The 25,455-nt window shown below is 38.8% G+C and carries 24 protein-coding genes; 6 read left to right on the forward strand and 18 right to left on the reverse strand.

The window, feature by feature from the left end; genetic code table 11:
- Positions 1 to 67: 67 nt before the first annotated feature.
- From H5092_RS08100 to H5092_RS08110, 3 genes are all read right to left on the reverse strand, one after another.
- A complete protein-coding gene (locus tag H5092_RS08100; RefSeq protein ID WP_182695170.1) occupies positions 68 to 661 on the reverse strand; it encodes a nucleotidyltransferase family protein in 594 nt (197 codons plus the stop codon).
- Positions 655 to 1,683, reverse strand: a complete 1,029-nt coding sequence (locus H5092_RS08105) for an XdhC family protein (protein ID WP_182733285.1) — start codon at positions 1,681 to 1,683, stop codon at positions 655 to 657. Before H5092_RS08105 ends, H5092_RS08100 begins: the two co-directional genes overlap by 7 nt.
- 84 nt (positions 1,684 to 1,767) lie before the next feature.
- Complete coding sequence (locus H5092_RS08110; protein WP_182733286.1) at positions 1,768 to 2,631, reverse strand: DUF6279 family lipoprotein; 864 nt, start codon at positions 2,629 to 2,631, stop codon at positions 1,768 to 1,770.
- A gap of 781 nt (positions 2,632 to 3,412) precedes the next feature.
- Here H5092_RS08110 and H5092_RS08115 point away from each other — a divergent pair.
- Positions 3,413 to 4,138 (forward strand): tetratricopeptide repeat protein, encoded by a 726-nt coding sequence (locus tag H5092_RS08115; RefSeq protein WP_182733287.1) that lies wholly within the window; start codon positions 3,413 to 3,415, stop codon positions 4,136 to 4,138.
- A gap of 136 nt (positions 4,139 to 4,274) precedes the next feature.
- Here the strand turns inward: H5092_RS08115 and H5092_RS08120 are convergent, their stop codons facing one another.
- The 12 genes from H5092_RS08120 to dnaK all read right to left on the reverse strand — a co-directional run bounded on the left by H5092_RS08120 (position 4,275) and on the right by dnaK (position 17,597).
- Positions 4,275 to 5,669, reverse strand: coding sequence for a coniferyl aldehyde dehydrogenase (locus H5092_RS08120; protein ID WP_404936174.1), 1,395 nt, complete (start codon positions 5,667 to 5,669; stop codon positions 4,275 to 4,277).
- Between the two features lie 214 nt (positions 5,670 to 5,883).
- On the reverse strand, positions 5,884 to 7,359 hold the full coding sequence (locus H5092_RS08125) for an SLC13 family permease (RefSeq protein ID WP_182695174.1): 1,476 nt from the start codon (positions 7,357 to 7,359) through the stop codon (positions 5,884 to 5,886).
- A gap of 9 nt (positions 7,360 to 7,368) precedes the next feature.
- Entirely contained in the window at positions 7,369 to 8,325 is a 957-nt protein-coding gene (locus H5092_RS08130; protein WP_182693761.1) for a porin, read from the reverse strand.
- A 176-nt stretch (positions 8,326 to 8,501) separates the two neighbouring features.
- Positions 8,502 to 9,866: a sigma-54 dependent transcriptional regulator gene (locus tag H5092_RS08135; RefSeq protein ID WP_182712321.1), complete on the reverse strand. Its 1,365-nt coding sequence runs from the start codon at positions 9,864 to 9,866 to the stop codon at positions 8,502 to 8,504.
- Positions 9,859 to 11,589, reverse strand: coding sequence for an ATP-binding protein (locus H5092_RS08140; protein WP_182733289.1), 1,731 nt, complete (start codon positions 11,587 to 11,589; stop codon positions 9,859 to 9,861). The genes H5092_RS08135 and H5092_RS08140 overlap by 8 nt, the downstream gene beginning before the upstream one ends.
- 189 nt (positions 11,590 to 11,778) lie before the next feature.
- A complete protein-coding gene (locus tag H5092_RS08145; protein WP_024595558.1) occupies positions 11,779 to 12,042 on the reverse strand; it encodes a hypothetical protein in 264 nt (87 codons plus the stop codon).
- Between the two features lie 161 nt (positions 12,043 to 12,203).
- Entirely contained in the window at positions 12,204 to 12,455 is a 252-nt protein-coding gene (locus H5092_RS08150) for a hypothetical protein (protein ID WP_024595559.1), read from the reverse strand.
- A gap of 304 nt (positions 12,456 to 12,759) precedes the next feature.
- A complete protein-coding gene (locus H5092_RS08155) occupies positions 12,760 to 13,128 on the reverse strand; it encodes a response regulator (protein WP_182724016.1) in 369 nt (122 codons plus the stop codon).
- Between the two features lie 92 nt (positions 13,129 to 13,220).
- On the reverse strand, positions 13,221 to 13,625 hold the full coding sequence (locus H5092_RS08160) for a DUF1761 domain-containing protein (RefSeq protein WP_002959069.1): 405 nt from the start codon (positions 13,623 to 13,625) through the stop codon (positions 13,221 to 13,223).
- 150 nt (positions 13,626 to 13,775) lie between these two features.
- Positions 13,776 to 14,237, reverse strand: a complete 462-nt coding sequence (ybaK, locus tag H5092_RS08165; protein WP_182716874.1) for a Cys-tRNA(Pro) deacylase — start codon at positions 14,235 to 14,237, stop codon at positions 13,776 to 13,778.
- A gap of 101 nt (positions 14,238 to 14,338) precedes the next feature.
- Complete coding sequence (gene dnaJ / locus H5092_RS08170; RefSeq protein WP_002959065.1) at positions 14,339 to 15,478, reverse strand: molecular chaperone DnaJ; 1,140 nt, start codon at positions 15,476 to 15,478, stop codon at positions 14,339 to 14,341.
- A 202-nt stretch (positions 15,479 to 15,680) separates the two neighbouring features.
- Complete coding sequence (gene dnaK, locus H5092_RS08175; protein ID WP_002959064.1) at positions 15,681 to 17,597, reverse strand: molecular chaperone DnaK; 1,917 nt, start codon at positions 17,595 to 17,597, stop codon at positions 15,681 to 15,683.
- 241 nt (positions 17,598 to 17,838) lie between these two features.
- Here dnaK and H5092_RS08180 point away from each other — a divergent pair, with 241 nt between their 5' ends.
- Positions 17,839 to 18,654 (forward strand): thioesterase family protein, encoded by an 816-nt coding sequence (locus H5092_RS08180; protein WP_024595563.1) that lies wholly within the window; start codon positions 17,839 to 17,841, stop codon positions 18,652 to 18,654.
- On the opposite strand, the gene H5092_RS08185 is transcribed toward H5092_RS08180, so the two are convergent.
- Complete coding sequence (locus H5092_RS08185; protein WP_182716356.1) at positions 18,643 to 19,389, reverse strand: ABC transporter substrate-binding protein; 747 nt, start codon at positions 19,387 to 19,389, stop codon at positions 18,643 to 18,645. The genes H5092_RS08180 and H5092_RS08185 overlap by 12 nt on opposite strands.
- A 164-nt stretch (positions 19,390 to 19,553) precedes the next feature.
- Between H5092_RS08185 and H5092_RS08190 the strand changes: the two genes are divergently transcribed.
- The 3 genes from H5092_RS08190 to H5092_RS08200 are packed head-to-tail and all read left to right on the forward strand — an operon-like array spanning position 19,554 to position 22,980.
- Entirely contained in the window at positions 19,554 to 20,720 is a 1,167-nt protein-coding gene (locus H5092_RS08190; protein ID WP_259398378.1) for a paraquat-inducible protein A, read from the forward strand.
- Positions 20,717 to 22,372 (forward strand): intermembrane transport protein PqiB, encoded by a 1,656-nt coding sequence (gene pqiB / locus H5092_RS08195; protein WP_002959056.1) that lies wholly within the window; start codon positions 20,717 to 20,719, stop codon positions 22,370 to 22,372. The genes H5092_RS08190 and pqiB overlap by 4 nt, the downstream gene beginning before the upstream one ends.
- A complete protein-coding gene (locus H5092_RS08200; RefSeq protein ID WP_182733291.1) occupies positions 22,372 to 22,980 on the forward strand; it encodes a PqiC family protein in 609 nt (202 codons plus the stop codon). The genes pqiB and H5092_RS08200 overlap by 1 nt, the downstream gene beginning before the upstream one ends.
- On the opposite strand, the gene H5092_RS08205 is transcribed toward H5092_RS08200, so the two are convergent.
- Entirely contained in the window at positions 22,977 to 23,318 is a 342-nt protein-coding gene (locus H5092_RS08205) for a GNAT family N-acetyltransferase (RefSeq protein WP_310736009.1), read from the reverse strand. The two genes, H5092_RS08200 and H5092_RS08205, sit on opposite strands and share 4 nt — an antisense overlap.
- A 201-nt stretch (positions 23,319 to 23,519) precedes the next feature.
- Positions 23,520 to 23,747 carry a hypothetical protein gene (locus H5092_RS08210; RefSeq protein ID WP_370626123.1) on the reverse strand — a complete coding sequence of 76 codons (228 nt, stop codon included), beginning with the start codon at positions 23,745 to 23,747 and terminating at the stop codon, positions 23,520 to 23,522.
- A gap of 323 nt (positions 23,748 to 24,070) precedes the next feature.
- Between H5092_RS08210 and H5092_RS08215 the strand changes: the two genes are divergently transcribed.
- A complete protein-coding gene (locus H5092_RS08215; protein WP_024604188.1) occupies positions 24,071 to 25,453 on the forward strand; it encodes a Na+/H+ antiporter NhaC family protein in 1,383 nt (460 codons plus the stop codon).
- Positions 25,454 to 25,455 lie beyond the last annotated feature (2 nt).

A 25,455-nucleotide genomic window follows, 5' to 3' on the forward strand; every position in this document is an offset into this window, starting at 1 on the left:
TAATACCATAACCACTGCACTAAAGCGTTAGCGCAGCTAAAAATTATTTTGCCCTACGACTACTTTTTCACTCATTTTTAGCTATAAAATTACTTAGCTGCTTTTGAGTATCTATATCTACACTCGCACTACTTAAACTAATTGTATTAACGACCTCACTGCTGGAACGCAGTAATTGCTGCGCACCTCTATCTGAAGTTAAGCTTGCAAGCTGAGATAAATCAACCGCTGGGAATATAGCGGGTACACCTAAACGCTCGCCATAGTTTGCGCACCAGCGCGATGGATTACGTTTAAAACCAGTAACTAGCTCACTTAAGTGCGCTACTTTTAGCTCAACCTGATCCGCAAGCATAAATAAAATCCCATCAAAGGACTTATTTTTAAACACAGTTTGAGAAGCTGTCGCGATTGAATTACCCAAACCTTGGCTCCATTGCTTGTTCTCAATCAGCTCTATGCTTTGATAACCTGCCAGTGCCTGCGCTACTTCTTTATGCCATGCCCCGGTAACTACATACACGGGCGTGTCATCAAGTGCTTGAAGTGTATTTACAGCATGCTCAATCATTGTTTTGCCAAAGCCAATATCAGCTGTTAATTTACAGCCGTTAAAGCGAGATGATTGACCTGCGGCTAAAACAACTTTTGCAATTAGCACGGCTCTTGCCCCCAATGACTTAGTGATTGGGCATCTTTATCACACAGCACTGCATGTATTTCGCTGATCAGCGATAGTGCAATACTCTCTGGCGAGTCGCCGCCTAAATTTAAACCGACAGGCCCAAAAACAGGAGACTTAATTTGTGAAACACGCGTATTTGCGTGCTCTAAAACTTGTTCACGTCTGTGCTTAGGACCCAATAATCCTATATATTTAAACGGAACATCTTTAAATTGAGCCAACGTACTGGCGTCAAGTTCAACGCTGTGAGCCATTAAAATAGCCGCATCGACTTTATTAGTTATGCAATATTCTTTTAACTCACTCGGTGTGATGCGCAAAATAGCATCTGCATTTTTAAAATATTGTCTTTTTGCATTAGCCGCGCGTGTATCCCATACCGTTACACTCCAACCAAGTTGTTTGGCAAATGTATAAACCGGAACTGCATCTGCTCCACCACCTACTATTAATAGGTGGGGCGGTGGATAAATAGAGGTTTGCAAGCACGTAGCGCCTTGTAATTCTACCAACTGCGCTTTGCGGTTCATTGATAAGCCATGCAACTCATTATTTTGCGTAAATACACCACTACCGGCTGGCAAAATGGGGCTTACTTGTTGAAGATATCGCCCTGGTTTATTCTCATTAAGTGCTTTAGATACAAGCTCTAACTGTAAATAGTCATTAGCTTTGTGAATGGGCTGCAGTAAAATATGTACTATGCCCCCACAACCAATGCCAAGTTGAAATGTTAAATCGTCTTCATCGGTGGCATCATAACTAATGGTTTTACTGCTTAAACTACTCATTACTTGTTTAGCATGGCGTTGTATGTCAGCTTCTAAACAGCCACCCGAAAGCATCCCCAAGCGCTCGCCTAGGCTCGAAATAAGCATCATAGCACCTAGCTTTCTGTAGCTAGAGCCTTCAATTTTGTACAAAGTAGCTAAAACCCATTCTTGGTTGTCCCTGTTGGGATACCAAGTGTTTAAGATACTTTTCAAATCTGTAACCATATATTGCCCTTTAAAAAGCATTTTTGCGTTTAAAAACAAATCAGCCTAAACAGCTAATTTAAAACTTAATAATTCACGCACAATTTAGTTTTTTATTATATCGTTTAAGGTCTCAATTAACTCATCAAATTGATCATTAACGCTTTGGCGTTGTTTATCATTTAAGGTTGAGTTTAATTCGTAGAGTAAATTTATATATAAATCTAAGTTTGCTTCATTGGCTTTCAATAGTGCGTCGCTCATATATAGTTCGCGCTCTTTAATAACTGTACTCAACTGATTTATAAATTCTTTTTTTGTAATTTCAGCATTTGTAAATACCTGTTTGGCCGCATTCAAACGGGTTTGCTTGTACTCTAACCACAGCGCTCCTGAGTCTTGATGTTGCTCATTAGTTGATTTAATCAGCGCTTTTTGTTGTTTATTAAGCTTGCCTATCCACTGCTCGTAGTATTCAAATTGCTCTTCCAAACGCTCACTTTTTCGCTCAAGCGGGGTTTGTTCGTTAAACTCTTCACGTTCGTCGTTAATTTTTATTTGAATATTGTTTAAAAGTTCTTCTCTTTGCTCACTTGATAAGGTTGCCCCAAGCTCAGCTAAAGGCATGTGCGCGTATTCAAGTAGGTTCTGCCAATGCTTTTTAGCAAAAACCACCTGCTCTTTTAACTGATCGTTGCTTAGTGTGGTGTTAAAAAGTGCCTTAATATTTTGAATGTCTTGTTTGTAGGCTGGTAGCTGCGTACTTCTATGCCACGCTTGGGTCGTGTTAATAATCTGTTTGAGCTGCTTATTTTGTGTTTTATTTAAATCAATATAATCATCTACCCAAAATGACGAAAGCCAGCTCAAGTTGTTATAAGTGAATGAGGCTGAACAGCTACACAAAAATACCATGCTGATAGCAAAGCATGCATTTATCACTTTTTTAGCTTTAAGATTATTAAGCATCACTTTCCTTATTTTAAATTTTATAATCATGAAAATCTTATTTGATAATAATTATCATTTAAGTATTGACTTGCGCGGTAATCTAACTAATAATCATTATCAGAAACAAAGTGTACCGACCTCAGTGCCTATGGAAGGATATTCAGCAAGGATGCTGACACATTAAAAGAAGAACGTGCCGCTTCGTGGTATTACTTACTCGACCCAAGTAATAACACCAAATATCACATTTACTTGCTACATTGCTCATATTAGTGACGGTTAATATGACTCAAAAAAGCCCTAACGGGCTTTTTTTATATCTTTAAATTTTCTATAAAATCTGTATCTTACACTTCTTAAACTCATTTACTTACCTTGAAAGTCCACCGCGGTGTTATTTACATTTTATACGCACGATCTTATAAGGTACCGCCTTGCGTTTACACTAAAGCTGGCGTAAAACATAACAGTAGACACCCTTTTTTGCATCTATTTATAGTAACCGATTTAGTCTTTACATAAATGTATTGGGTATTAAACGTTTATAATGTGCAAATAGTGCAAAAATTTAATAAATTAGCATTTAACTATGGCCTGTTGACCTTTTAGGATTAAATCTGTTCTATCTAGGCGCTATTTAATCGCCGCGCGAAGTTTGTAACTTAGTAAGCTCATTAAAAAACCGAGCAACAAAGAGCAAACCGCCTCAAGGGCGAGCCTAAATAGCAGTGGATATTTAATCTAAAAAATGTACTGGCCCTAAAATCTATCGAAACTATTAATAATTGGAGGCATTAATATGTCACAGTTTAATTTAAAAGCACTCATTCTTGCTGGCGTTTTACTTGCCAGCCCTTTCGCTCATGCAACATTAGAAGATGGCATAAGAGCAGCTAACGAAGGTGAATTTGCAGTCGCCCTAAAAGAATTCCAATACCTAGCAGATAAAGGTTTTGCGCCAGGAATTTACGAACTAGCCAAATTATACGAAGGTGGATACGGTGTAACACGCGATTACCGCAAAGCAGCTGCGCTTTATCAACAAGGCGTTAAAAAGAACCATGCTGATTCGATGTTTGCTCTAGCTGTTTTATACGATGAAGGTAAAGGCGTAAAACTTGATCATCAAATGGCAGTTACCTTATTTGAAAAAGCAGCTAAGAAGAATTTACCTGCAGCTCAATTTAATTTGGGCGTAATGTACGCTAATGGCGTGGGTGCTACACGAGACTATGAAGCGGCACGTAACTGGTACGAAAAAGCAGCTGCAAACAATTACTCTTTAGCGCAATTTAATTTAGCCCTCATGTATTTTGAAGGACTAGGTATGCCAAAAGATCTTGAAAAGTCATATATTTGGAATACTATCGCTGAGTACAACGGTAATATGCAAGCGAGTCATAGCCGTAAACTTGATGAGCGTAAAATGCTGCCTAAAGAAATTGAAGCAGCTAAAGAAAAAGCCGATGCCATTTATGCAAAAATAAAAGTGGGTACCTATGCTGGCGAAGGTCGCTTATTTTAAAGTCTTATTTTAGAGTTTAAGACCGTAGCTTTAAACTAATCTAAAAAAGGCTGAATTACATAATGTAATTCAGCCTTTTTAATATATCTTGATTAGCAAGTTAACACCTATTCAACTTTACCAAATCAGCACCCTATTATTTTATGTAAAGCCACTTTAGAAGCTTAATAATAAGTTTGCTTTGTTTTAGTAGCATAACAATGCGAGGATTAAACGAGCCCGATACTAACGTATTTTTAGCATGGCTAAACGTTAAAAAACCTTCTATACCATGATAATGCCCCATTCCTGAATGGCCTACACCACCAAAAGGAGCATCGTCAGCAGTTACTTGCACTAAGGTATCGTTTATTGCCACAGTGCCACTGATTGTTTGCTTCATAATGTATTCTTGAGCGTGCTTATCTTGGCCTAAAATATAAAGCGCTAATGGGTGGTGATGAGCTTTAATATAGTCAATTGCGCTGTCGAGCTTTTCATAACTCATTATTGGCAGTATTGGACCAAATAACTCATCTTGCATAAGCTGCATTTCGTCAGTTACTTGAGTCACTAAATGCAGCCCCATACGATGCTTTTCTTCGTCTTGCTGATTGTGTTCAAGTGGCTTAATAATGTTTGCACCCAGTTCTTGGGCTTGCTCTAAGTAGGTTGCCAAACGTTTATAATGCGCATCGCTAATGATAGAAGTTAAGTTTTTACCTTCAACACCGTCTTTAAAATGCTTTTTATACAACTCGCATAATTGCTGAATAAGCTGATGCTCAAGCTCTTTGGGTACAAATACGTAGTCGGGTGCAACGCATATTTGCCCTGCGTTGGCCATTTTACCAAACAGTAAGGCTTGTGCCGCTTTTTTAATATCGGCATTTTGCGTAATAATAACTGGCGATTTACCACCGAGTTCAAGCGTTACCGGCGTTAAATTACGACTCGCTGACGCCATTACTAATTTACCTACGTTCGTAGAACCCGTAAATAATAAATGAGCAAATGGCAGTGATGAAAACTGTGCTGCAACATCACTCCCCCCTAGTATTATTTTACAATGAGCTTGCAGATCATCTTTAAATATTTTTTCGATAACGGCGTTTGTATGAGGTGTGAATTCGCTTAATTTAAGCATCACTCTATTACCGGCAGCTATGGCGGTAAGCACAGGTACTAACGCTAACTGAATAGGGTAATTCCACGGTGCAATAATACCAACCACACCTTTGGGCTGATAATTAACACTTACTTTTGAAGGCCATAAGCTTAAACCCACAGAGCGATTACTTGGCTTTGCCCATTTTGGCAGTTTTTTAATAATGTGCGCGAGTGTTTGCACTGTAGGTAATATATCGCCTAGTAAAGTATCGAAAGCGGTTCTGTAACCAAAGTCTTTTGAAGCAGCATCTACTAGCTCTTGCTCAAGTTCAACAATACGTACACGGAGTTTTTTCAATAAAACGAGACGTTTATCAATTGGCAAGTAAGGCGTTTCGAGAAAGCTTTTTTGCAATTCATCAAACTGGGGAATTAAAGGCATTGCCTGTGATGTCTCAGTGCTCAAAATAGGTTACTCAATTTTTAAAGTTATTAACGACTATAACCTTGTTCTGTTTTTCGAGCAATAACACTAATTATCTAAAAAAGAGCTTCTTAAGCAATATAAATAAGCATAAAGAGTAGCTTTGTTTAAAACTGTAAATATAAACAAAGCTACTCTGGCATAGGTTGGTTAGAACTAATTTAGTTCAGCTTTAAAAGCCAAATACTTGGGCTGCAATCGTCATTGTAACCAACGTAATTAATACAATAGCCACAATGTTTAGCACAAAGCCCGCTCTTATCATGTCGCGCATTTGAATTTGCCCTGAGCCAAACACAATAGCATTTGGTGGTGTCGCTACCGGCATCATAAACGCACAACTACACGCTATAGCTGCAGGAATAACCCAAACCAATGGTGAACCTGTTATAGACTCTGCAACGGGCCCTAACAAAGGAAGAAAGCCAGCTGCAGTTGCTGTATTGCTTGTGATCTCAGTTAAAAACGTAATTAATGCCACAACAACAAGTACACTCATAACAAGTGGAATAGTGCTGGCGCCTTCAATTAGGTGAGCAATAAATTCAGCAAGCCCTGATGACTTAATTTGAGATGCAAGTGTAAGCCCGCCACCAAATAATAATAAAACGCCCCACGGCACTTTAGCTGCGCTTTCCCAATCAAGGATACGCTCATCTTTGCCTTTATTCGCTGGCATTACAAACAACAGCAATGCCGCTGCAATTGCAATAGTAGTATCTGAAATATTAAGACCTGTTATATCACCTAATAAAGGTCTAAATATCCAACACAGTGCTGCTAAAACAAACACAAATAACACGCCTTTTTCGGCGCGCTGCATTATACCTAGGCTTTTTAACTGCGTTGAAAACACCGCTTTTGTATCAATTTTTTGATCGTTTTTAATATTAGCATCTACTTTATACGCAAATTTAGTAAGCCAAACCCAGCTAATAATTAGCATGCCTAAAGACAGTGGTACGCCTACAATCATCCATTGCGCAAAGCCAATTTCTATTTGATAACTATCAGACAAGTACGCAGCCATTAAAGCATTAGGCGGAGTACCGATTAAGGTAGCAATACCACCAATACTTGCACCATAAGCGATTGATAACAGTAAAGCCTTACCAAAACCTTCATTACTCGGGTCTGATTGCTTAACTAAATTAGTAATTGAAAGCGCAATAGGCAGCATCATTACAGCTGTTGCGGTATTTGACATCCACATCGACAAAAATGCGGTTACCAGCATCATTGCTAAAATTTGCAAGCTTGGCTTTTTACCCGCATATAACATGGTGCTTAGCGCAATACGTTTATGTAACCCCCAACGCTCCATAGCAATAGAAATTAAAAAACCACCTAAAAATAAAAATATTAGCGGGTGCGCATACGGGGCAGCCACGCTTTTAATTGCTGCTATATCAGCCAGTGGTGATATTACCAGAGGGAGCAAAGCAGTTGCTGGAATTGGTACTACTTCGCTCACCCACCACGACGCCATCCAAAATGCTAAACCTGCGGTTTTAAATGCCGCTACAGACATACCCGTTGGTGGATCGAGTAAACATGTTAATAGCATTACTACAGGGCCTAGTATCAAAAAAAGCCATTGGAAATGTCTTTTCTTATCTGGTTTTTGCGTGAGTATATTATCTGTCATGGCAGGCCTCTAAAATTTGTATTTAAGACCAAGCGCAACACTGCTGTCGTCTTGTTCTTCTAAATTAAGGTCGGTGTATAAAAGGTAAGCAGTTGTTTGCTTATCAAATACATAGTCAAGGCCCGTAGTCCATTGCGTTGCCTCAGAAGTTTGACGAAGTAAAGAGTCATCTTTAGCAAACTGTAATTTAGGTACCCATTTATCAAGCGTATAGCTTGCACTTAACACATAACCGTTACCTGATTTTATACCATCTGTTGATTCAGAATGCTGATACAGTGCACCAAGCTGTAATTGTTCAAATTTATAGGCTGCTGCTATTCGGCTCGCATTAATATTATTAAGAGAATCAACATGGCTTAATGATAAGTAATATGAGGTGTTTTTTAAGCTTCGATCACCATAAATAAAGGTTGCTGCAAATCCAGCTTCGTTATCTTTGTTGTCGTCTTTTGGAGCGTAAGTAAACGAAAACTGCGTATTATGCCAATACTTAGAAGTGTATGTTAGCGTATCACCAAGTCTATCTTGTCCTGCAATAACTTGAGCTATGTCACCTTGGGTTTCATTAAAGTTATCAACTTTGCCTTCAGAGTATTTAAAGCGAGTATCATTTCTTCCCACTACAAGCTCGCCAAATTGACCTTTTAAACCAAGGTATGTATTCCTTGCACTAAATGGCTCTTCGGTGTCATCTTGCTCAAAGCCTTTTACTTGCACTTCGTATTTAAAAACAACGTTTAAATATTCATTTAATTTGTGTTGCCCTTGAATACCTATACGCGAAAATGGCGCTTCAATCTGCGTGCCTTCTTCTGCGTAACGCATAATACCCGTATCTGTATTAGCAATTTGCACTTCGGCTTTACCATAAACATCATATTCAGTAGCGCAAGCCGTGTACGAGTAAAAAGCAAAGCTACTTATTGAGGTGAGTAAAATAGTAGAGTGTGTAAACTTTATCATTATGTGTCCTAATTATTAGAATCTACTTGTTGTCAGACCTAATAACGCAACTTTACTGCCAATGGTAAAATACTTTTATATTTCAGATGGTTAATGGGTGTTGCGTATAAAAAAGAGAATAAATGTGCGGTTTCCCACACACCATAAAAACGAAGTTGTCACATAAACCACACAATTTAGTCAATAAACATATCACGGTTTAAATTGTATTTACTCATTTTATCGTAAAGGGTTTTACGAGCGATTTGCAGTGTATCCATCGTATTTTTAATACTGCCATGGTTACGCTCTAGGGCTTCTTCTATTAACGACTGCTCATAAAAAGCAACTTTTTCAGATAAGCTTAAATCGGGAGAAAGCTCACCTTTAGCCTGCGTTTTGCTAACACTAAAAGCAAGTTCTACTCCTAATAAAACCGCGCGCTCAGCTTGGTTTCTAAGCTCCCTTACATTACCAGGCCAGTCGTACGCTAAGAGTCGCTGTTGTATTTCGCTATTAAGAGGTGCTGGCGGCTTGTGATAGCGTGTTGCTGCAATAGAGCTAAAATGCTTAAACAGTAATACTATATCTGCTTTGCGAGCTCTAAGTGGTGGTATATCTACTTTTACCAAACTTAGTCGATAATATAAATCTGCTCTAAATTCACCTTTTTCAACTAATAAAAGCAAATCTACTTTAGTGGCTGCAACAATTCTTATATCTAATTCAATTGCTTTATTATCACCTACTGGAGTTACTTTTCGCTCCTCTAATACGCGTAATAATTTAACCTGCAACGACATTGGGGTACTTTCTATTTCATCTAAAAAAACAGTACCACCTTGTGCGAATTCAAACTTTCCCTTACGAGTGTGAGTTGCTCCGGTATAGGCACCGCTTGCAGCACCAAATAACTCACTTTCTATCAACTGCTCAGGCACCGCGCCGCAATTTATAGCCACAAAGTTACTTGCTGAGCGAATACTTTGATCGTGTAAGTAACGCGCTACAAGCTCTTTACCCGTGCCAGTTTCACCTTCAATCATTACATCAGCTGGGGTATCAATAACCGTATTGAGTAAATGCATCATATCTTGCATTTTAGGAGTATCACCCAGTATTCTTACACCCGGCGCTGAGGTTTTTTGTACAGCAAGTTTTAGTGCACGATTTTGAATCACTAAGCTACGCTTGTCGCATGCTCTTGCTATGCAATCAAGCAATGTTTCGTTTACTGGTTTTTCAAATAAGTCATACGCGCCTAATTGCATAGCTTTAACAGCAATAGTTACATCGGCGTACCCTGTTAAAAATATAACCGGCAGTTCACTATCAAATGCCGTGACTTGCTCAAGCAAAGTAAGCCCATCCATTGTCGGCATATTTATGTCACTCAGTACAACGCCCATAAAACGTCGATTAAGCTTTGTTAGAGCCGTACTTGCATCATTAAAGCACTCAACTGTATAGCCTTCGAGAGTAAGTAATTGCTTTAATGAATCTCTGATCATCGCTTCATCATCAACTACAATGATGTGCTTACACGGTGAGTTTTCAATCATCTGTTTTATCCTGCGTGCTTGATAGACTGATTATAAACTCAGCCCCGCCTTGCAGTCGATTGTGCGCACTTAAAGAGCCATTAAACGAGTCAATGATTTGTTTTGAAATAGATAGTCCAAGGCCTAAGCCGTTACTTTCTTTAGTACTATAAAAAGGTTCGAAAATATTACCAAAAGCATGTTGCTCTATTCCAGGCCCTGTATCTAAAATTGAGAGTTTTACTCGATTATCAAAGCACTCAACATTAAAACTTAATTTACGTATTATTGCGCCATTCATAGCTTGGCTCGCGTTAGTTATTAAGTTAACCAACACTTGCTCAAATTTAAGTGAATCAACCCACACTATTAACCCACTATCTAAATTAGGCTGCTCTACGTGTACGTTATCTTGTTTTAGTTGTGAGCTGGCAATCATCAAGGCGTTATTTAATAAACCAGCTAACGGATAAGGCCTTAATTGAGTTTGTGATGGTTTGCTAAAATGTTTTAGCTGCCCCACTATTTTGTGTACGCGACCTACAAGCCCCTCAATCACAGTTATGCTTTCGCCAAGTGCGGTGTAATTTTGCTTAGCGAGTAAACGTTTGGCGCTTGCTAGGTAAGTATTCATAGCGCTAAGGGGCTGGTTTATTTCGTGATTAATACCTGCGCTTAACTGCCCAATTGTTGCAAGTTTTGCTGATTGAACTAATGCAACTTGCGTTTTCTCAAGCTCTTGTGTGCGCTCAATCACTTTTTGCTCAAGACTATGCCTAGAGTAAACGAGCTTTTTATAACCCGCAAAACGAGCAAGTAAACTATAACCAACAATCATAACTAAAGCATAAATACTAAATGCCCAAAACAAGCGTATTAATTGAGCTGAATTTACTTTTGTAATATCAACAAGTACGTTCATATGTGCACTAAAGTAACGCAATGGTTTTGTCGCACTCACATAAAGGTTTTTATTAATTCTGAAATGCGAAATACCCTGGCTCTTATATTGAAATTGCTTAATATATACAGGTTGATGATCTAAATAAGCACGGCGTAACTTTATATTACGTCGCTTTGTTATATCAAACTCACTGAAGCTATTTAAACGCCATGTTTGCATATCAGACATCGCAATTACATTATCACTAAGCTCTAAATAAAAATGGCTACCTTTAGATGTATTTAAAAGCTCTCTGTCGTTTTCAAATTTGCTTACATTCACTTTTAATACAACAACACCAACCGCTTTGTTGTCGTGATAAACAGCCTGCGAAAAATAAATGCCACGCTCTTTTGAACGCATACCTAGTGCAAAGTAGGCCACTTTTTCACCTGCAAATGCACGCTTAAAGTAAGGTCTAAAGGCAAAGTTACTGCCTAAAAATGTGTAGTCGGCTTGCCAGTTACTACTTGCCGTTACTGCGCCTTGGGCATTCAGTACAAATATATCTGATGCACCACTGGCTTGTTGTATATCAGCTAAGTAGTTATTTATAGCGTTGTAATGGGCTTGGTCGCCGTTTGCAAATTCAATCATTAACTGATTATAAGTAAGTAGCTGGGGAATAGCCGAAAAACGAGCGAGTTCAGTATCAATGTAATTATTTAATTGAGTAACCTGACGCTGCGCTTGAGCTGTTGCTTTTTCAATATCGTGAGCGCGGCCTATCCAAAATGTAACAACCAAAATTAATACTAATAATATACATACTGTAATTATTTTTTTAGAAAACGTAAACATGGCCTACCCGAGAAATAGCCTAAAAATTTAAGGTCGCTAGTGTAACGACTTATATGAGGCAGGGATATAAACTTTTTGTTAACAAATGAATTTAATTATACTTGTTAATTAAATCTAGTCCTAAAACAAAAAACACCGCAAACAGGTGTGCTTGCAGTGTTTAAGGTTTAGAACAAAATTAATACGTTATTAATTTGTAGCTAAAGCTGATCTGTTTTTTAGGTATTTGTATAAACCAATTAATGAAGCAGCTATCCAAAATATTTCTATCACAAAGCTCGCTAAATTAAAGTTATAGCAAAGGCTAATTAACAACAAAATCGCCCCTGTTAAATTCATCATATTATACGTTAGGCTAGATGGAGACGTTTTTCCTAGCTGCAGTAAGAAAAATGAACCAACTACTAAAAAAGTACCTGTCATACCTATGATGTCAAATAAGAGTGCTATCACGAAACTATCCTTTATCCATTTTTAAATAACCCAATAAACTGGCCCGATCCATGGGGAGGGTATTTTTTCATTCATTGAAACAGCAAACCGAGCGATTCTATCAATATGGTAAATTCTAACAAGGCCATATGTCCGTATGAAGAAATTTTACTGTATCTGAATTATTTAAACGTTACTTTGCCACCAATTATTTTATAGGCAGGTGCACCACGAATAATCGCTTCTCGGGCAAAAGGCCGACTGCAGTTAGGACAAATACAGGGCTCTTGTGTAAAGTCTTGACTAATACGCTCTTTAAAACACTTAACTAATGCTCCTTTGCCTCCTTTTCGATATTTAAATAAGGAAGCTTTACAAGCAGAGCAAAAAATATCGACCGTTTTAGTTGGGCCTTTTTTATTAGGTTTTGCCATTAAGTCCTTCAGTACTATATAAAAAATTATTCTTTATGATACCAGTTTATAGCAATTCGTTTAATTAAGTGATCTATTTGAGGGTAGAAAAACGTGTTGATAGCTAGGCGAAAATTCGCTATTTAACTGTTCTAAATGAGAATTTTTTAACACAGGGAGCGACACATTTAGCCTCGCAAAATGATTAGGTATTATTGCTCATTTGTATTAGGTGGGTAAAGGTGACCACTGGGTTTTAAAATTTTTACGCGGTATGGATACTAAAGTGAGCTCATAATAATTTAATGATGATGAAAAATATAACCTAATCTTTGAAAAAGAAGCGGTTTAATTGAGATGATAGTACATTCATATTAAAAGGTTTGATTATAAACCCCGATACTTTAGCTGCAATAACTTGCTTAACTTTATCTGTACTATCCTCACAGGTAACCATCAACACAGGAATATAGGCAAGGGCTCTGTCTTTTCGAATGTTTGTGAGTAAATCAACGCCATCCATTTTTGGCATATGAAGATCTGTAATAACCAAATCGAAATGCTGGTCACGTAATAAAGCCAAAGCTTGTAATCCATCTGTAGCTTCAACGATATTGCAATACTCCAACTTTCTTAGCATATTAATTAAAACATGACGCATGAGTGGCATATCATCAACTACTAATATTTTCATTAATACCGCTACCAAATCATGTAAATACGATTATATAAACCTACTCTACTCTCAGGTAAGAATCAAACTGGGCATTAACGGCTACTCAACCCTTACGGCCAAATACCTAAAATAAGCCCCATTAACGAAAACTGTAAAATACAGTAACTCCCATTAATTAAAAATAGCTTTAAAGGGCGTTGCTCAAATATATAACTTAATCCTAGTGAACTACTGATCCAAAAAAAGCCGATTACAAAGCCTGTTCCTATACACTCAACTAAGCTTGCGTCTTTACCTAAAAATAGAGACAACATTAAAGCCGCTATAAATACTAAAAAGAAGCTGCCGCCAAATATCAACTTAGGATTGGCTGATTGTAAATCAAGGTCAGTTAAGCCAATACTTTCTAGCCAAGCGTTTTTAAAGAGTGCTTTTGAGTACCATATGCCGCCAAGCATAAAAGAAGACAGTGCAGCCACCAGTATTGCAAAATAATCTACATCTAAAAGGTTCATACAAACAGCCGTATACAAAATGTGTAATACCGTTTGGTATTAAATATTAACGGTATAAAGATACTCTCAATGTAGTTACAAATAAGGTATTGAGCAAATTGCTTAACTTGAGTTAATTGCCTTTATGGAGAGTAATTTTAAAAATAAAGGCTATAAATCGCCAAATTTAGCGCTAGTTAACGCCGCTAAATTAGTTGGGGAGAGTGCGATTTCTAAACCTCGCTTTCCAGCGCTCACATAAATAGTATCAAAAAGTGAAGCACTACTATGAATAAACGTAGCTAAGCGTTTTTTTTGCCCAAGTGGACTTACTCCACCTAAAATATAACCAGTGCTAGCTTGAACTTTTTGCGGGGCAGCCATTGCTACTTTTTTGGCACCACATAATTTTGCCAACTGTTTTAAGTTAACTTGTTGCGACACAGGAGTAACAGCAACAATTAGCTGCCTTTCATGCGTTTCAAGAACGAGAGTTTTATATACTTGGGCGCTATCTAAATTTAACTTTTCAACAGCTTCAAGCCCATATTGACTATTACCTGCATCGTGATCGTAACTGAGTACTTCAAAGGGGATTTTTTGTTTTTTAAGTAATTCGATTGCTGGGGTCATACTATTGAATCGTGTTTTTTTTTAACAGTAACAAAAATAAAATTTAAAGCAAAAAAAACGACGCTAAAAAGCGCCGTTTCATTATTAATAATAATTTAAATTTACTTGGTCAAATCATCAAAAAACTTTTTAACACCGTCAAAAAAGCCTTGCTCTTTAGGACGATTTTTCGAGCTATCTGTACCCATACTTTCATCTAACTCTTGCAGTAGTTCACGTTGACGCTCGTTTAAATTAACTGGCGTTTCGATTACTACCTTACAAATTAGATCGCCTTGGGCACCACTTCGAACAGACTTAACGCCTTTGCCACGCATACGGAACATTTTGCCCGTTTGCGTTTCAGAAGGTATTTTAAGTTTTGCACGACCATCAAGTGTTGGCACCTGAATTTCGCCACCAAGACCTGCTGTTGTAAAGCTAATTGGTACTTCACAGTATAAATTATTTGCTTCACGCACAAATATTTCATGTTCGCGAACAGATACTTGCACGTACAAGTCGCCAGATGGCGCGCCGTGCATTCCGGCTTCACCTTCACCAGTTAAGCGGATACGGTCTCCAGTATCAACGCCAGCTGGAATTTTAACTGAAAGCGTTTTAGTTTTTTCTACGCGGCCTTGACCATGACATTTGTTACAAGGGTCTGAAATAATCTGACCTTGTCCCTGACACGTTGGACACGTTTGCTGAACAGCAAAGAAACCTTGGCGCATTTGTACTTGGCCAGCACCATGACACGTAGTACATGTTTTAGGCTTAGAACCTGCTTTAGCACCACTGCCATCACATGGCTCACAACCCACCCATGTTGGTACTTTGATTTCAACTTCTTTACCACGAACCGCTTCTTCTAAGCTCAAGTCCATATTGTAACGTAAGTCAGAACCACGTTGTTGACGAGATTGACGTCGACCACCGCCGCCACCAAAAATATCGCCAAATACGTCACCAAATACATCACCAAAATCGCCATGACCGCCACCAAAGCCGCCATGACCACCGCCACCGCCTTGCTCAAATGCCGCGTGACCATGTTGGTCATACATTTGGCGTTTTTGAGGATCGGTTAAAATCTCGTAAGCTTCTTTAACTTCTTTAAATTTAGTTTCAAGCTCTTTATCGCCTGCGGTACGATCTGGATGATATTTCATCGCTAAGCGTTTATACGCTTTTTTTATGTCTCGCTCACTCGCATCTTTGCTTACGCCGAGGGCTTCGTAATAATCGCGTTTTGACATATCTATCACACTACTCTTTTCTGTTTGCAGCGTGAGCTGCTGGATAAACCGATAAATCGCATCGATTTATCATTGAATTTTCAAACCTTAAATACATGCAAAAGGCGCGACAAGCTATTGCTCGCGCGCCTCAATTGTTCATCCTAACCTAAACACTCGATTGAGTTAAGTGTTTTTGGCTAGCGAGAAGCGTTAGCAACAATTACTTGTCGTCTTTCACTTCTTCGAACTCTGCATCAACAACGTCGTCGTCTTGCTTAGCTGATTGCTGTTGCTCGCCTGCATCTGCTGAACCTTGCTGTGCTTTCGCTTGTGCAATTTCCATTAGTTTTTGAGACTTTTCAGCAAGAGCTTGAGTTTTAGCTTCAATCTCTTCTTTGTTGTCGCTCTTAATAGCAGCTTCTAAATCTACAACAGCCGCTTCAATCGCTTCTTTGTCTTCGCTTGGTAATGCATCGCCAGCTTCTTCAATTTGCTTACGAGTACCGTGTACTAGAGCATCAGCTTGGTTACGAGCAGCTACAAGTTCTTCAAACTTTTTATCGTCTTCAGCATGTGCTTCTGCATCACGAACCATTTTTTCAACTTCTTCATCGCTTAGGCCTGAAGATGCTTGAATTGTGATTTTTTGCTCTTTACCTGTATCTTTATCTTTTGCAGATACATGTAAGATACCATCGGCATCAACATCGAATGTTACTTCGATTTGCGGTGTACCACGTTGTGCTGGGCGAATACCTTCTAGGTTAAATTGACCTAGAGATTTATTGTCGCTTGAACGTTTACGCTCACCTTGTAACACGTGAATTGTTACAGCAGATTGGTTATCTTCAGCTGTTGAGAATGTTTGCGATTTCTTAGTAGGAATCGTCGTGTTTTTCTCAATTAATGCTGTCATTACTGAACCCATTGTCTCAATACCAAGAGATAATGGAGAAACGTCTAGTAATAGTACATCTTTGACGTCACCAGCAAGTACACCACCTTGAATCGCTGCGCCTACTGCAACTGCTTCATCAGGGTTTACGTCTTTACGTGGTTCTTTACCGAAGAAATCAGCAACTGTTTTTTGTACTAAAGGCATACGTGTTTGGCCACCAACAAGAATAATATCGTTGATGTCGCTTACTGATAAATCAGCATCAGCAAGTGCACGTTTAAGTGGCTCTAGAGATTTAGTTACTAAATCTTCAACTAGTGATTCAAGCTTAGCACGTGTTAGTTTCACGTTCATGTGCTTAGGACCAGATGCATCAGCAGTTACATACGGAAGGTTTACTTCAGTTGATTGTGCAGATGACAGTTCAATTTTTGCTTTTTCAGCAGCTTCTTTAACACGTTGCATTGCAAGAGGATCAGTTTTTAAGTCTAAACCTTGATCTTTCTTGAATTCAGCTACTAAGTAGTTGATTACACGGTTATCGAAATCTTCACCACCTAAGTGAGTATCACCGTTTGTAGCAAGTACTTCAAAAGTGTGCTCGCCTTCAACTTCATCAATTTCAATGATTGATAAATCGAAAGTACCGCCACCTAAGTCATATACTGCAACGATGTTTTCGCCACGGTTTTTATCCATACCGTAAGCAAGTGCCGCAGCAGTTGGCTCATTGATAATACGTTTAACTTCAAGACCCGCAATACGGCCAGCATCTTTCGTTGCTTGACGTTGTGAATCGTTAAAGTATGCAGGTACTGTGATTACAGCTTCAGTTACTTCTTCACCTAAGAAGTCCTCTGCCGTTTTCTTCATTTTTTTCAGTACTTCAGCAGAAATTTGTGGTGCAGCGCGTTTTTCGCCACCCGCTTCTACCCATGCATCGCCGTTATCAGCTTTGATGATTTTAAACGGCATAATGCCGATATCGCGTTGTACTTCTTCGTCTTCAAAACGACGACCAATTAAACGCTTGATTGCAAATAATGTGTTTGTCGGGTTAGTAACCGCTTGACGCTTAGCAGATTGACCTACTAATGTTTCGCCGTCTTGCGTGTAAGCAATAATAGACGGGGTTGTGCGATCGCCTTCCGCGTTTTCAATAACACGTGCTTTGCCACCATCAAGTACTGCAACACAAGAGTTTGTAGTACCTAAATCGATTCCAATAATTTTACCCATGAAACTTCTCCAACTTCAATATTCGTTAATACGTTCGATGACATAGTAAATAGGGATGCGCCAAACTTATTTCAACTGTAAAAATGAAAAAAAATCCAATTTTTGTGATTTATTTACAAAATAACCCTAATAATTGTAAGGAATGGTGATTTTTGCACCGCCAGAGACGTTTTTAATTACTGGTCTGACTAGTTTGGTTGTGTTATAAATTTATTAAATCGCACTATAAAAGGACATCTTCATGCATTTTGAACAATTACTTCTCCAAGCTGCAAAAATTGGAAGTTCAGACAATACCGAACAATTAACTAGCACAATGCAATTTCCAGAAAACTGGTGCCAAGGCAGAACTGCTTTTGGTGGGCTCTCAGCCGCACTGTTGTATCAAGCTATCAGAGGAAAAGTATCCAATGATCGTCGCCTACTCTCACTCAGTACAAATTTTGTAGGGCCATTACTAGCTGATACTCCTTTTTCGTTATCGGTAGAAATATTACGACAAGGTAAAAGCAGCACACAGGTACTCGCCAAAGCCATTCAAAATGAACAAGTGTGTGTAATTGTACAAGCGTGTTTTGCTAAAAGTAGAGAGTCGGGTGTAAATGTGCCTGTTTCAAAGTCTTTAGGGTTAAAACCGGTAGACGAGCGCCATACTCTACCTTTTATTAAAGGCCAGATGCCTGAATTTTTTCAACATGTTGATTTATGCCCTCAACAAGGTGCCATGCCATTTAGCAGCGCAGAAACGTCTCACTTAGGGGGATGGATGCGCTTTAAACATACGCCCGAACAAATAACTGAAGCGCATGTAATTGCATTAACAGATGCATGGCCACCTACGTTATTACAAATGTTTAAACAACCCGCTCCAGCTAGTAGCATGTCATGGTATTTAGAGTTTGTACAAGAGCCAAACTTATCACCTGGCGAATGGCTTGGCTTTGAAGCAATCACTCATCACTCAAAAGATGGTTACGGTTTAGAAGATGGCTGTATATGGTCACAATCCGGTGAGCTAATAGCGCTTACACGTCAAACAGTGGCGTTATTTGATTGATGAATGGGTTTGGCCTTCATCAACAATTCTTTTATAAGTACCGTTTTGCTTGATGAGCGCCAAACCTATATCAAACTCAGTAGCTAAAGAGAGGTTATTAAAATAAGCAGGTCGCTCTGCTTTTGGAAATAAAGTGTAAATTTGCACAGCTTCGGGTGATTTATGTTGATTGTAGTAATAGTAAAAAATACGCTTATCTAACACAATTACATCCACCCAACCTTTTAACAGCTTATCTACCTGCGCCTTTTGATTAATAACCTCTTGATATGAGCTAAAGTGTTTAACATTACTTTTAAATATAGAAGGCAGATATGCAGTTGCATTTTGAAAAGCAAGGACGTTTTTATTAAACATGCCTTCTATTTCATCAATATTATATTTATTTCGCTTGAGTGTGATGGCTACATTTTCATAACTAAGTACAGGTTTACTTGGGTAAATACATGGACTACTTCCTCCTGCATAATTTAAAAGTATATCTACTCCTTTATTATGCAATTGATGCTCAGCGCGTTTATTCGACATATATTGCACATTAATATTGGCAAATCCATTAGCCTTTAACGCGGCTTTGATTAAACCTAGGTGTATACCCGAGTCTGTTTTTTCAAAAACATAGGGCGGAATTGATGCGCTCGCGGAGATAATTACTTCTCGCTCTTTATTAATAGCCACAGCATTTTGCGAACAAATAAAGAGCCACATTAGTATGCAGTACAAATAATATTTCACACGCTTCCTTTATATAACGAGCAGCTTGATGGCAGAACGCGTTGTATTAATGTATTAAATATAGCAAAATTGAAGAAATATTCTTCTTGCTTGGTATTAAATTGCAAACTGTCTGCCCCTGCTGCGATCTGATCATAGATATACCTCGCATAATCGCAAAACAAATGGCGATATGCCCACATTGTCACCATAAACTTTGCGAAGCCGATGTTAATCACGACAGTCGCATAGTTGCACTAAGCTTTAGCGCACTATTAATGTTGCTCAGCAGTATGTTTTACCCTTTTATTTCATTTAGTAGTAGCGGTATAACTCAAACTATTACACTGCCCGACGCGGCTCGAATTTTGTTTAATTATGATAGTGAGCTACTTGGCTTATTTATTGATTTGAGCATTATTGCCCTGCCCATGGGTTTGCTTGTTATTTTAATTCCTTTGCATCTTGGGCTTTTAAAAGCATTACCAGAGAGCATTGCAAGGCGACTACTAAAGTTCACTTTGGCGTTAGAGCCTTGGATTATGTCGGAAATATTTTTAATTGGCGTACTTGTTAGTATGGTTAAAATCATGTCGCTGGCTGATATTAGCTTCGGCACGAGTTTTTGGGCTTATGTGGGGTTTGTTATTTTATACATAGCTGCACTTGTTCACTTAAATCGCCCACGCTTATGGGCTCAAATAAAGCCTGTAAAAGTACTCGAAGGCGCAGAGCATGCTAAACGTGCAATAGATGAAAATATTAAAGCCTGCCATGTGTGCCATCAACTATGTACCGGTAATATTTGCCAGCGTTGCCATACAAAAACACACGTCAGAAACCCTTATAGCGTACAAAAAGCAGCAGCCTGGCTAATTACTTCTGTTGTTTGTTATATTCCAGCAAATGTTTTACCTATTATGCACACCACTAGCCTTGGGGATGAATCCCCTTCGACTTTAATTGGTGGTGTTATTACTCTTTGGAAAAGTGGCTCCTACCCTATTGCCGCTATTATATTTTTAGCCAGCGTTGTGGTGCCACTTGCTAAAGCTTTTGTATTGAGCTTTTTATGCTTTATGGTTGCAAGGCCTGCCAATAAACATACAAAAAGTTACACCCGAATTTATCAACTGACTGAGTTTATTGGTAAATGGTCGATGATAGATGTATTCGTGGTTGCTATTTTAGTGGCCTTAGTCCAACTGGGTAATTTAATGTCAGTAACGCCAGGATTAGGCATTGTATTTTTTACAGTTATGGTAATATGCCAAATGATGGCTGCCCATGCCTTTGACCCACGCTTATTGTGGGATTCCCCTAAAAACAAAAAATCAGAGAACAAAGCATGACCGAAACCGCCGAAATAACAAAAGAACCGAAAATTTCCGCTATCTGGATCATTCCGGCAATTGCGCTGTTAGTGGGCATGTGGATGTTATACCAATACCAAGCTAATAAAGGCCCTACTATTTTTATCGAAATGCCGCAAGCAGAAGGTATTATTGCAGGTAAGACTGAAATAAAAGTGCGCAGTGTAAAAATAGGTCAAATTGATCATGTTCGGCTATCCGACACGCAAGACAGCGTAATTGCTCGCGCGCAAATAGATAAAAATTACAACGAGCTACTGACTGACGATGCCAAAATTTGGGTCGTAAAACCACGCATTGATGAAACAGGTATTAGCGGGATGAGTACGTTATTGTCTGGTGTATATTTAGAGTTTTCACCCGGTGAAAGTAAAGAACTAAAAGAGCGTTTTAAGTTACAAGATGAACCCGCCCTCATTGGTAAAGATGTGAAAGGTGGTCGTTTTAAATTAATGAGTTACAACGCTGAAGTACTTGATGTAAGCACCGGTATATTCTTCAAAAATTATAAAATAGGGCAAATAGAAACCGCCACTTTTGATTGGGAAAACCAAGCAATGAAGTATGGCGTATTTATTAAAGCCCCTTATCAAAATCTGATCACCATGAACTCAATATTTTGGGTGAACGCAGGAATTGAAATTGACCTATCTGCCGATGGTATCAATATTAATACAGGCTCTTTAAGCAAACTACTAAAAGGCGGTATTTCGGTTGGTTTACCTGAACAACAGGCCCCGGGTGAAATAGCACAAGATGGGCATAGCTTTTCATTAAGCCAAAGCTATAAAGAGGCGTTAGAAGAGCGCTTTTATGATTTTGATTACTACCTAATTGAATTTGAACAATCAGTTCGAGGACTACGCACAGGTGCACCTGTCGAATACAGAGGTATGCGTGTAGGTACTGTTGTTGAAACCCCTGCCAATGTAATTATTGACGGTAAACCTGCCCACTTTAGAAACCATAATACGGCGGTTCCAGTGCTTATAAAAGTAGAATACGGACGCTTGTATCATGACAGTGCTTCAGCAAAAGAGTATTGGCAAGGCAGTTTAAAGGGCTGGATTGAAAGTGGGATGCGCGCCTCGTTAAAGCCTGGTAATTTATTAACGGGTGCTGTGTATGTAGATTTTGATATATACCCCGACGCGCCAGAAGCGCACCTAGGTAAACTTGTGCAGTATGATGTTTTTCCGAGTATTTCAAGCGGTATAACTGTATTAGCAGATCAAGTTTCTGACGTACTTAATAAGGTAAATAACTTAAAAGTTGAAGATAGCTTGGCACAAATGCAAGCTACATTTACCGATTACCGAGCGCTTGCTAATGAAATGCGAGAGCTGCTAAGCCAAAAAGATACACAAAACTTACCTGGCGACTTTAACCGTAATTTCGAAAAGATGACAAAAAGCATGGAGCAGTTTGAAGTCACTATGCGCCAATTTGATAAAACCATGGCCAGTTACCAAGCCGGTTCTGAACTTCATCATCAAATACAGCAAACATTAAAAGAGTTTAAACGTTTAAGTGAGGGCCTACAGCCTCTAACTCGCGGATTAAACGAGCAACCTAATATGCTAATTTTTGATAAATCATTACCAGCAGATCCAAAACCAAGGAAGCAATAATGAAATCGTTATTTTTAACTGCAAGTTTATTATTACTATTGGCAGGTTGTAGTTCATCAATACAAACTGCGACACAGTATTACCAGTTTGAGCAGCCTATAGGTGCATCGTCTCGAAAAGTTGCAGATACAGATGCGCAACTAAGAATACAAACTGTTGTACTTAGAGGCGCTTTAAATAATTTGGGCATTGCTATGAAAATAGATAGCAACCAAATTCATGCTGCAAATTATAACCTGTGGGGCGAATCGCCGGATGTAATGCTTACTGCAACAGCCCAGCAAACACTTTTTAATGCTATGCCCAACTGGATGGTAATAAAAGGCTTACCGGTCATTACTGAACTTGATCAACAAACGTTTTATGAGCTTGAATACGAAATTCACCACTTTAATGGCGATATGCAAGGTAACGCTGATATTTCTGGGCTTTGGCGTTTATATTACACACACCCTGAAACAGGCCGACGCCTTATAAGTATTAATAATTTTTCGCAATTGGTCCCTATTGATGATGATGGCTATGATGGCCTGGTTTCGACACTTGAAGCAACATGGCTAAATATAAACCTAAATGTTGCAAAACAAATAGAACAAGCAAGACTTTAATCGTTAAGTGACAATATAATCACGGCGGTTTTATCATCATTGATAACCGCCTTGCCCTTTATTTTAAAGCCCAATTTTAACAACACATTCTGCGATGCTCTATTATCTGGTGATGTTATTCCACACAGTTTTGTAATTCCAAATTCATGCTTATATTGCAAAAGTGCGCTGGCCGCTTCAAAAACATAACCCTTTTTTTCAAAACCGCTTACAAGTGCAAAACCTAAATCAGGTTGCAGTAACGCGGCGCGTTTATAAAACCCAACAACGCCAACCACTACAGCATTATGCAAAGTAATAATGTAAGGCCCAAAGCCTTGGCGTACATGAGAAGCAATAAATGACTAGGGCCTGTTGACCTTTCAGGATTAAAATTTGTTCAATCTAGGGGCGATTTAATCGCGGCGTGAGGTTTATAACCTAGTGGGCTAAGTAAAAACCGAGCAACAAAGAGTTAATTGCCCCTAGGTAGAACCCTTCGGGCAGCGCATGTTTGGCATTTATGCTGTGTTATTGCCTATTTATGGGGAATAACCACACTACATAGGCTCTGCCTTGCCTAAATACCAAACATACTGCTGCAAATTTAACCTCGAAAGATAAACAGGCCCTATAATGTACGACTTGGCATCATCAAGGGTATAGATTGCTTTATCACCAATATGCTCTATGAAACTCGCCTGATTAACTAGCTTAAGTAAAATAGCTGCATCAAGCTCATTTGCATGGCGCAACAACAATCGATTTGTTTTAAATACAGCGTTCAATGTAAGCTCCTCTAAAAAACTTTGTTTTGCATGTAACTTTTTGTTGACTGAAATTAAAAAGCAGATTATTTTTGCGCCGATGTTTTTACAGGCACAACAATAGCGGTTTGCACTCCTTGCACCGTCTGGCGCCAAAGCCAACGCGTTTCACTTAAGCCGCTATTTAACATAACTGTTTATGTGTCTCTCCCTCGCGTACAAAAGCAGTGACTTGGAAGATGATTTTACAACAAACTTATCATCTTCTTTGTTTTTGTATAAGCAGTTTAAAAATTAATACTATTGTAATTTTTATACATGCTTTTAATTTTGTGAATACTTAAATGCTTGAACCTTCTGCGTTAAGTTTACTGCCACCTTTGGTGGTAGTTGTATTGGCTGTTGTATTACGCCGCCCTATTTTATCTTTACTTATTGGTGCTTTAGTTGGTTTAGTTATCGCCGATCCTGCACAGGTACTTACTAACTTTGCGAGTACATCGCTAAAAGTGATGACAGACGAAACCATCGGCTGGCTAATACTTGTATGTGGTGGCTTCGGTGCTTTAATCGCGCTATTAGTGCGCACAGGTGGCGCATCGGCTTTTGGCAAGTTAGCCCTTAAATACACTAAAGGTAAACGCTCATCTTTGTTTATGACCTTTTGTTTGGGTGTAGTTATTTTTATTGATGACTACTTAAATGCGCTTACCGTGGGTGAAACCATGAAACGCATTACCGATAAATTTAAAGTGAGCCGTGAGATGCTTGCCTATGTTGTAGACTCTACTGCCGCACCAATTTGTGTACTTGTCCCTTTATCTACCTGGGCGGTTTTTTTTGGTGGCTTACTTGTAGATAACGGTATTGCAGAAGAAGGCAAAGGGATTGCAGTTTATATCCAAGCCATACCGTACATGTTTTATGCGTGGTTTGCAGTGCTTGTTGTTTTACTTGTTGTGCTGGGTATTATTCCTGCGATTGGTCCAATGAAAAAAGCAGAGCAAATGGCACAAATTGAGCAAGCTCAAGTCGACCCTGCTCAATACAATGACGTTCAAACAGCGGATGAATATGCGGTAAAAGCCGTAGAAGAGAACTTTGAAGATGCTGATCCTAAAGGTAAATTACGTAACTTTTTGGTGCCGATTATTTTACTGGTTGCATTTACTGTTTACTTTGAAATAGACGTATACAAAGGCTTATTAGCAACAATGGCGGTCACTCTCCCGTTTTATGCTCTACAAAAATTAATGAGTGTAAGTGAAATGATTGAACGCATGCTTGATGGCTTTAAAAGTATGATCCCCGCGATTGGTACTGTTATAGCTGCGTTTATATTTAAAGATGTATGCGACTTAATTGGTTTGCCTCAGTTTGTTATTGGCAGCTTAAGTCCTTATATGACCGCTGCATACTTACCAGCCGTGGTATTTATTTCAATGGCTATTTTAGCGTTTGCAACGGGGTCTAGCTGGGGTATTTTTGCTGTATCAATTCCCATTGTTATGCCACTGGCTAATGCGGTTGATGCAAACATACCACTAGTCATTGGGGCGCTATTATCGGCTTCTTCTTTTGGTAGCCAAGCGTGTTTTTACTCAGATTCAACCGTACTCGCAGCGCAAGGTTCTGGTTGTAATTTAATGAGCCATGCCGTTACACAATTGCCATATACACTGATTGCTGCGGCATTAGCTGTTATAGGCTTTTTGATAATGGCTTAAAT

It is taken from the genome of Pseudoalteromonas sp. SR41-7, from assembly GCF_014163935.1.
Classification (GTDB): Bacteria; Pseudomonadota; Gammaproteobacteria; order Enterobacterales; family Alteromonadaceae; genus Pseudoalteromonas; species Pseudoalteromonas distincta.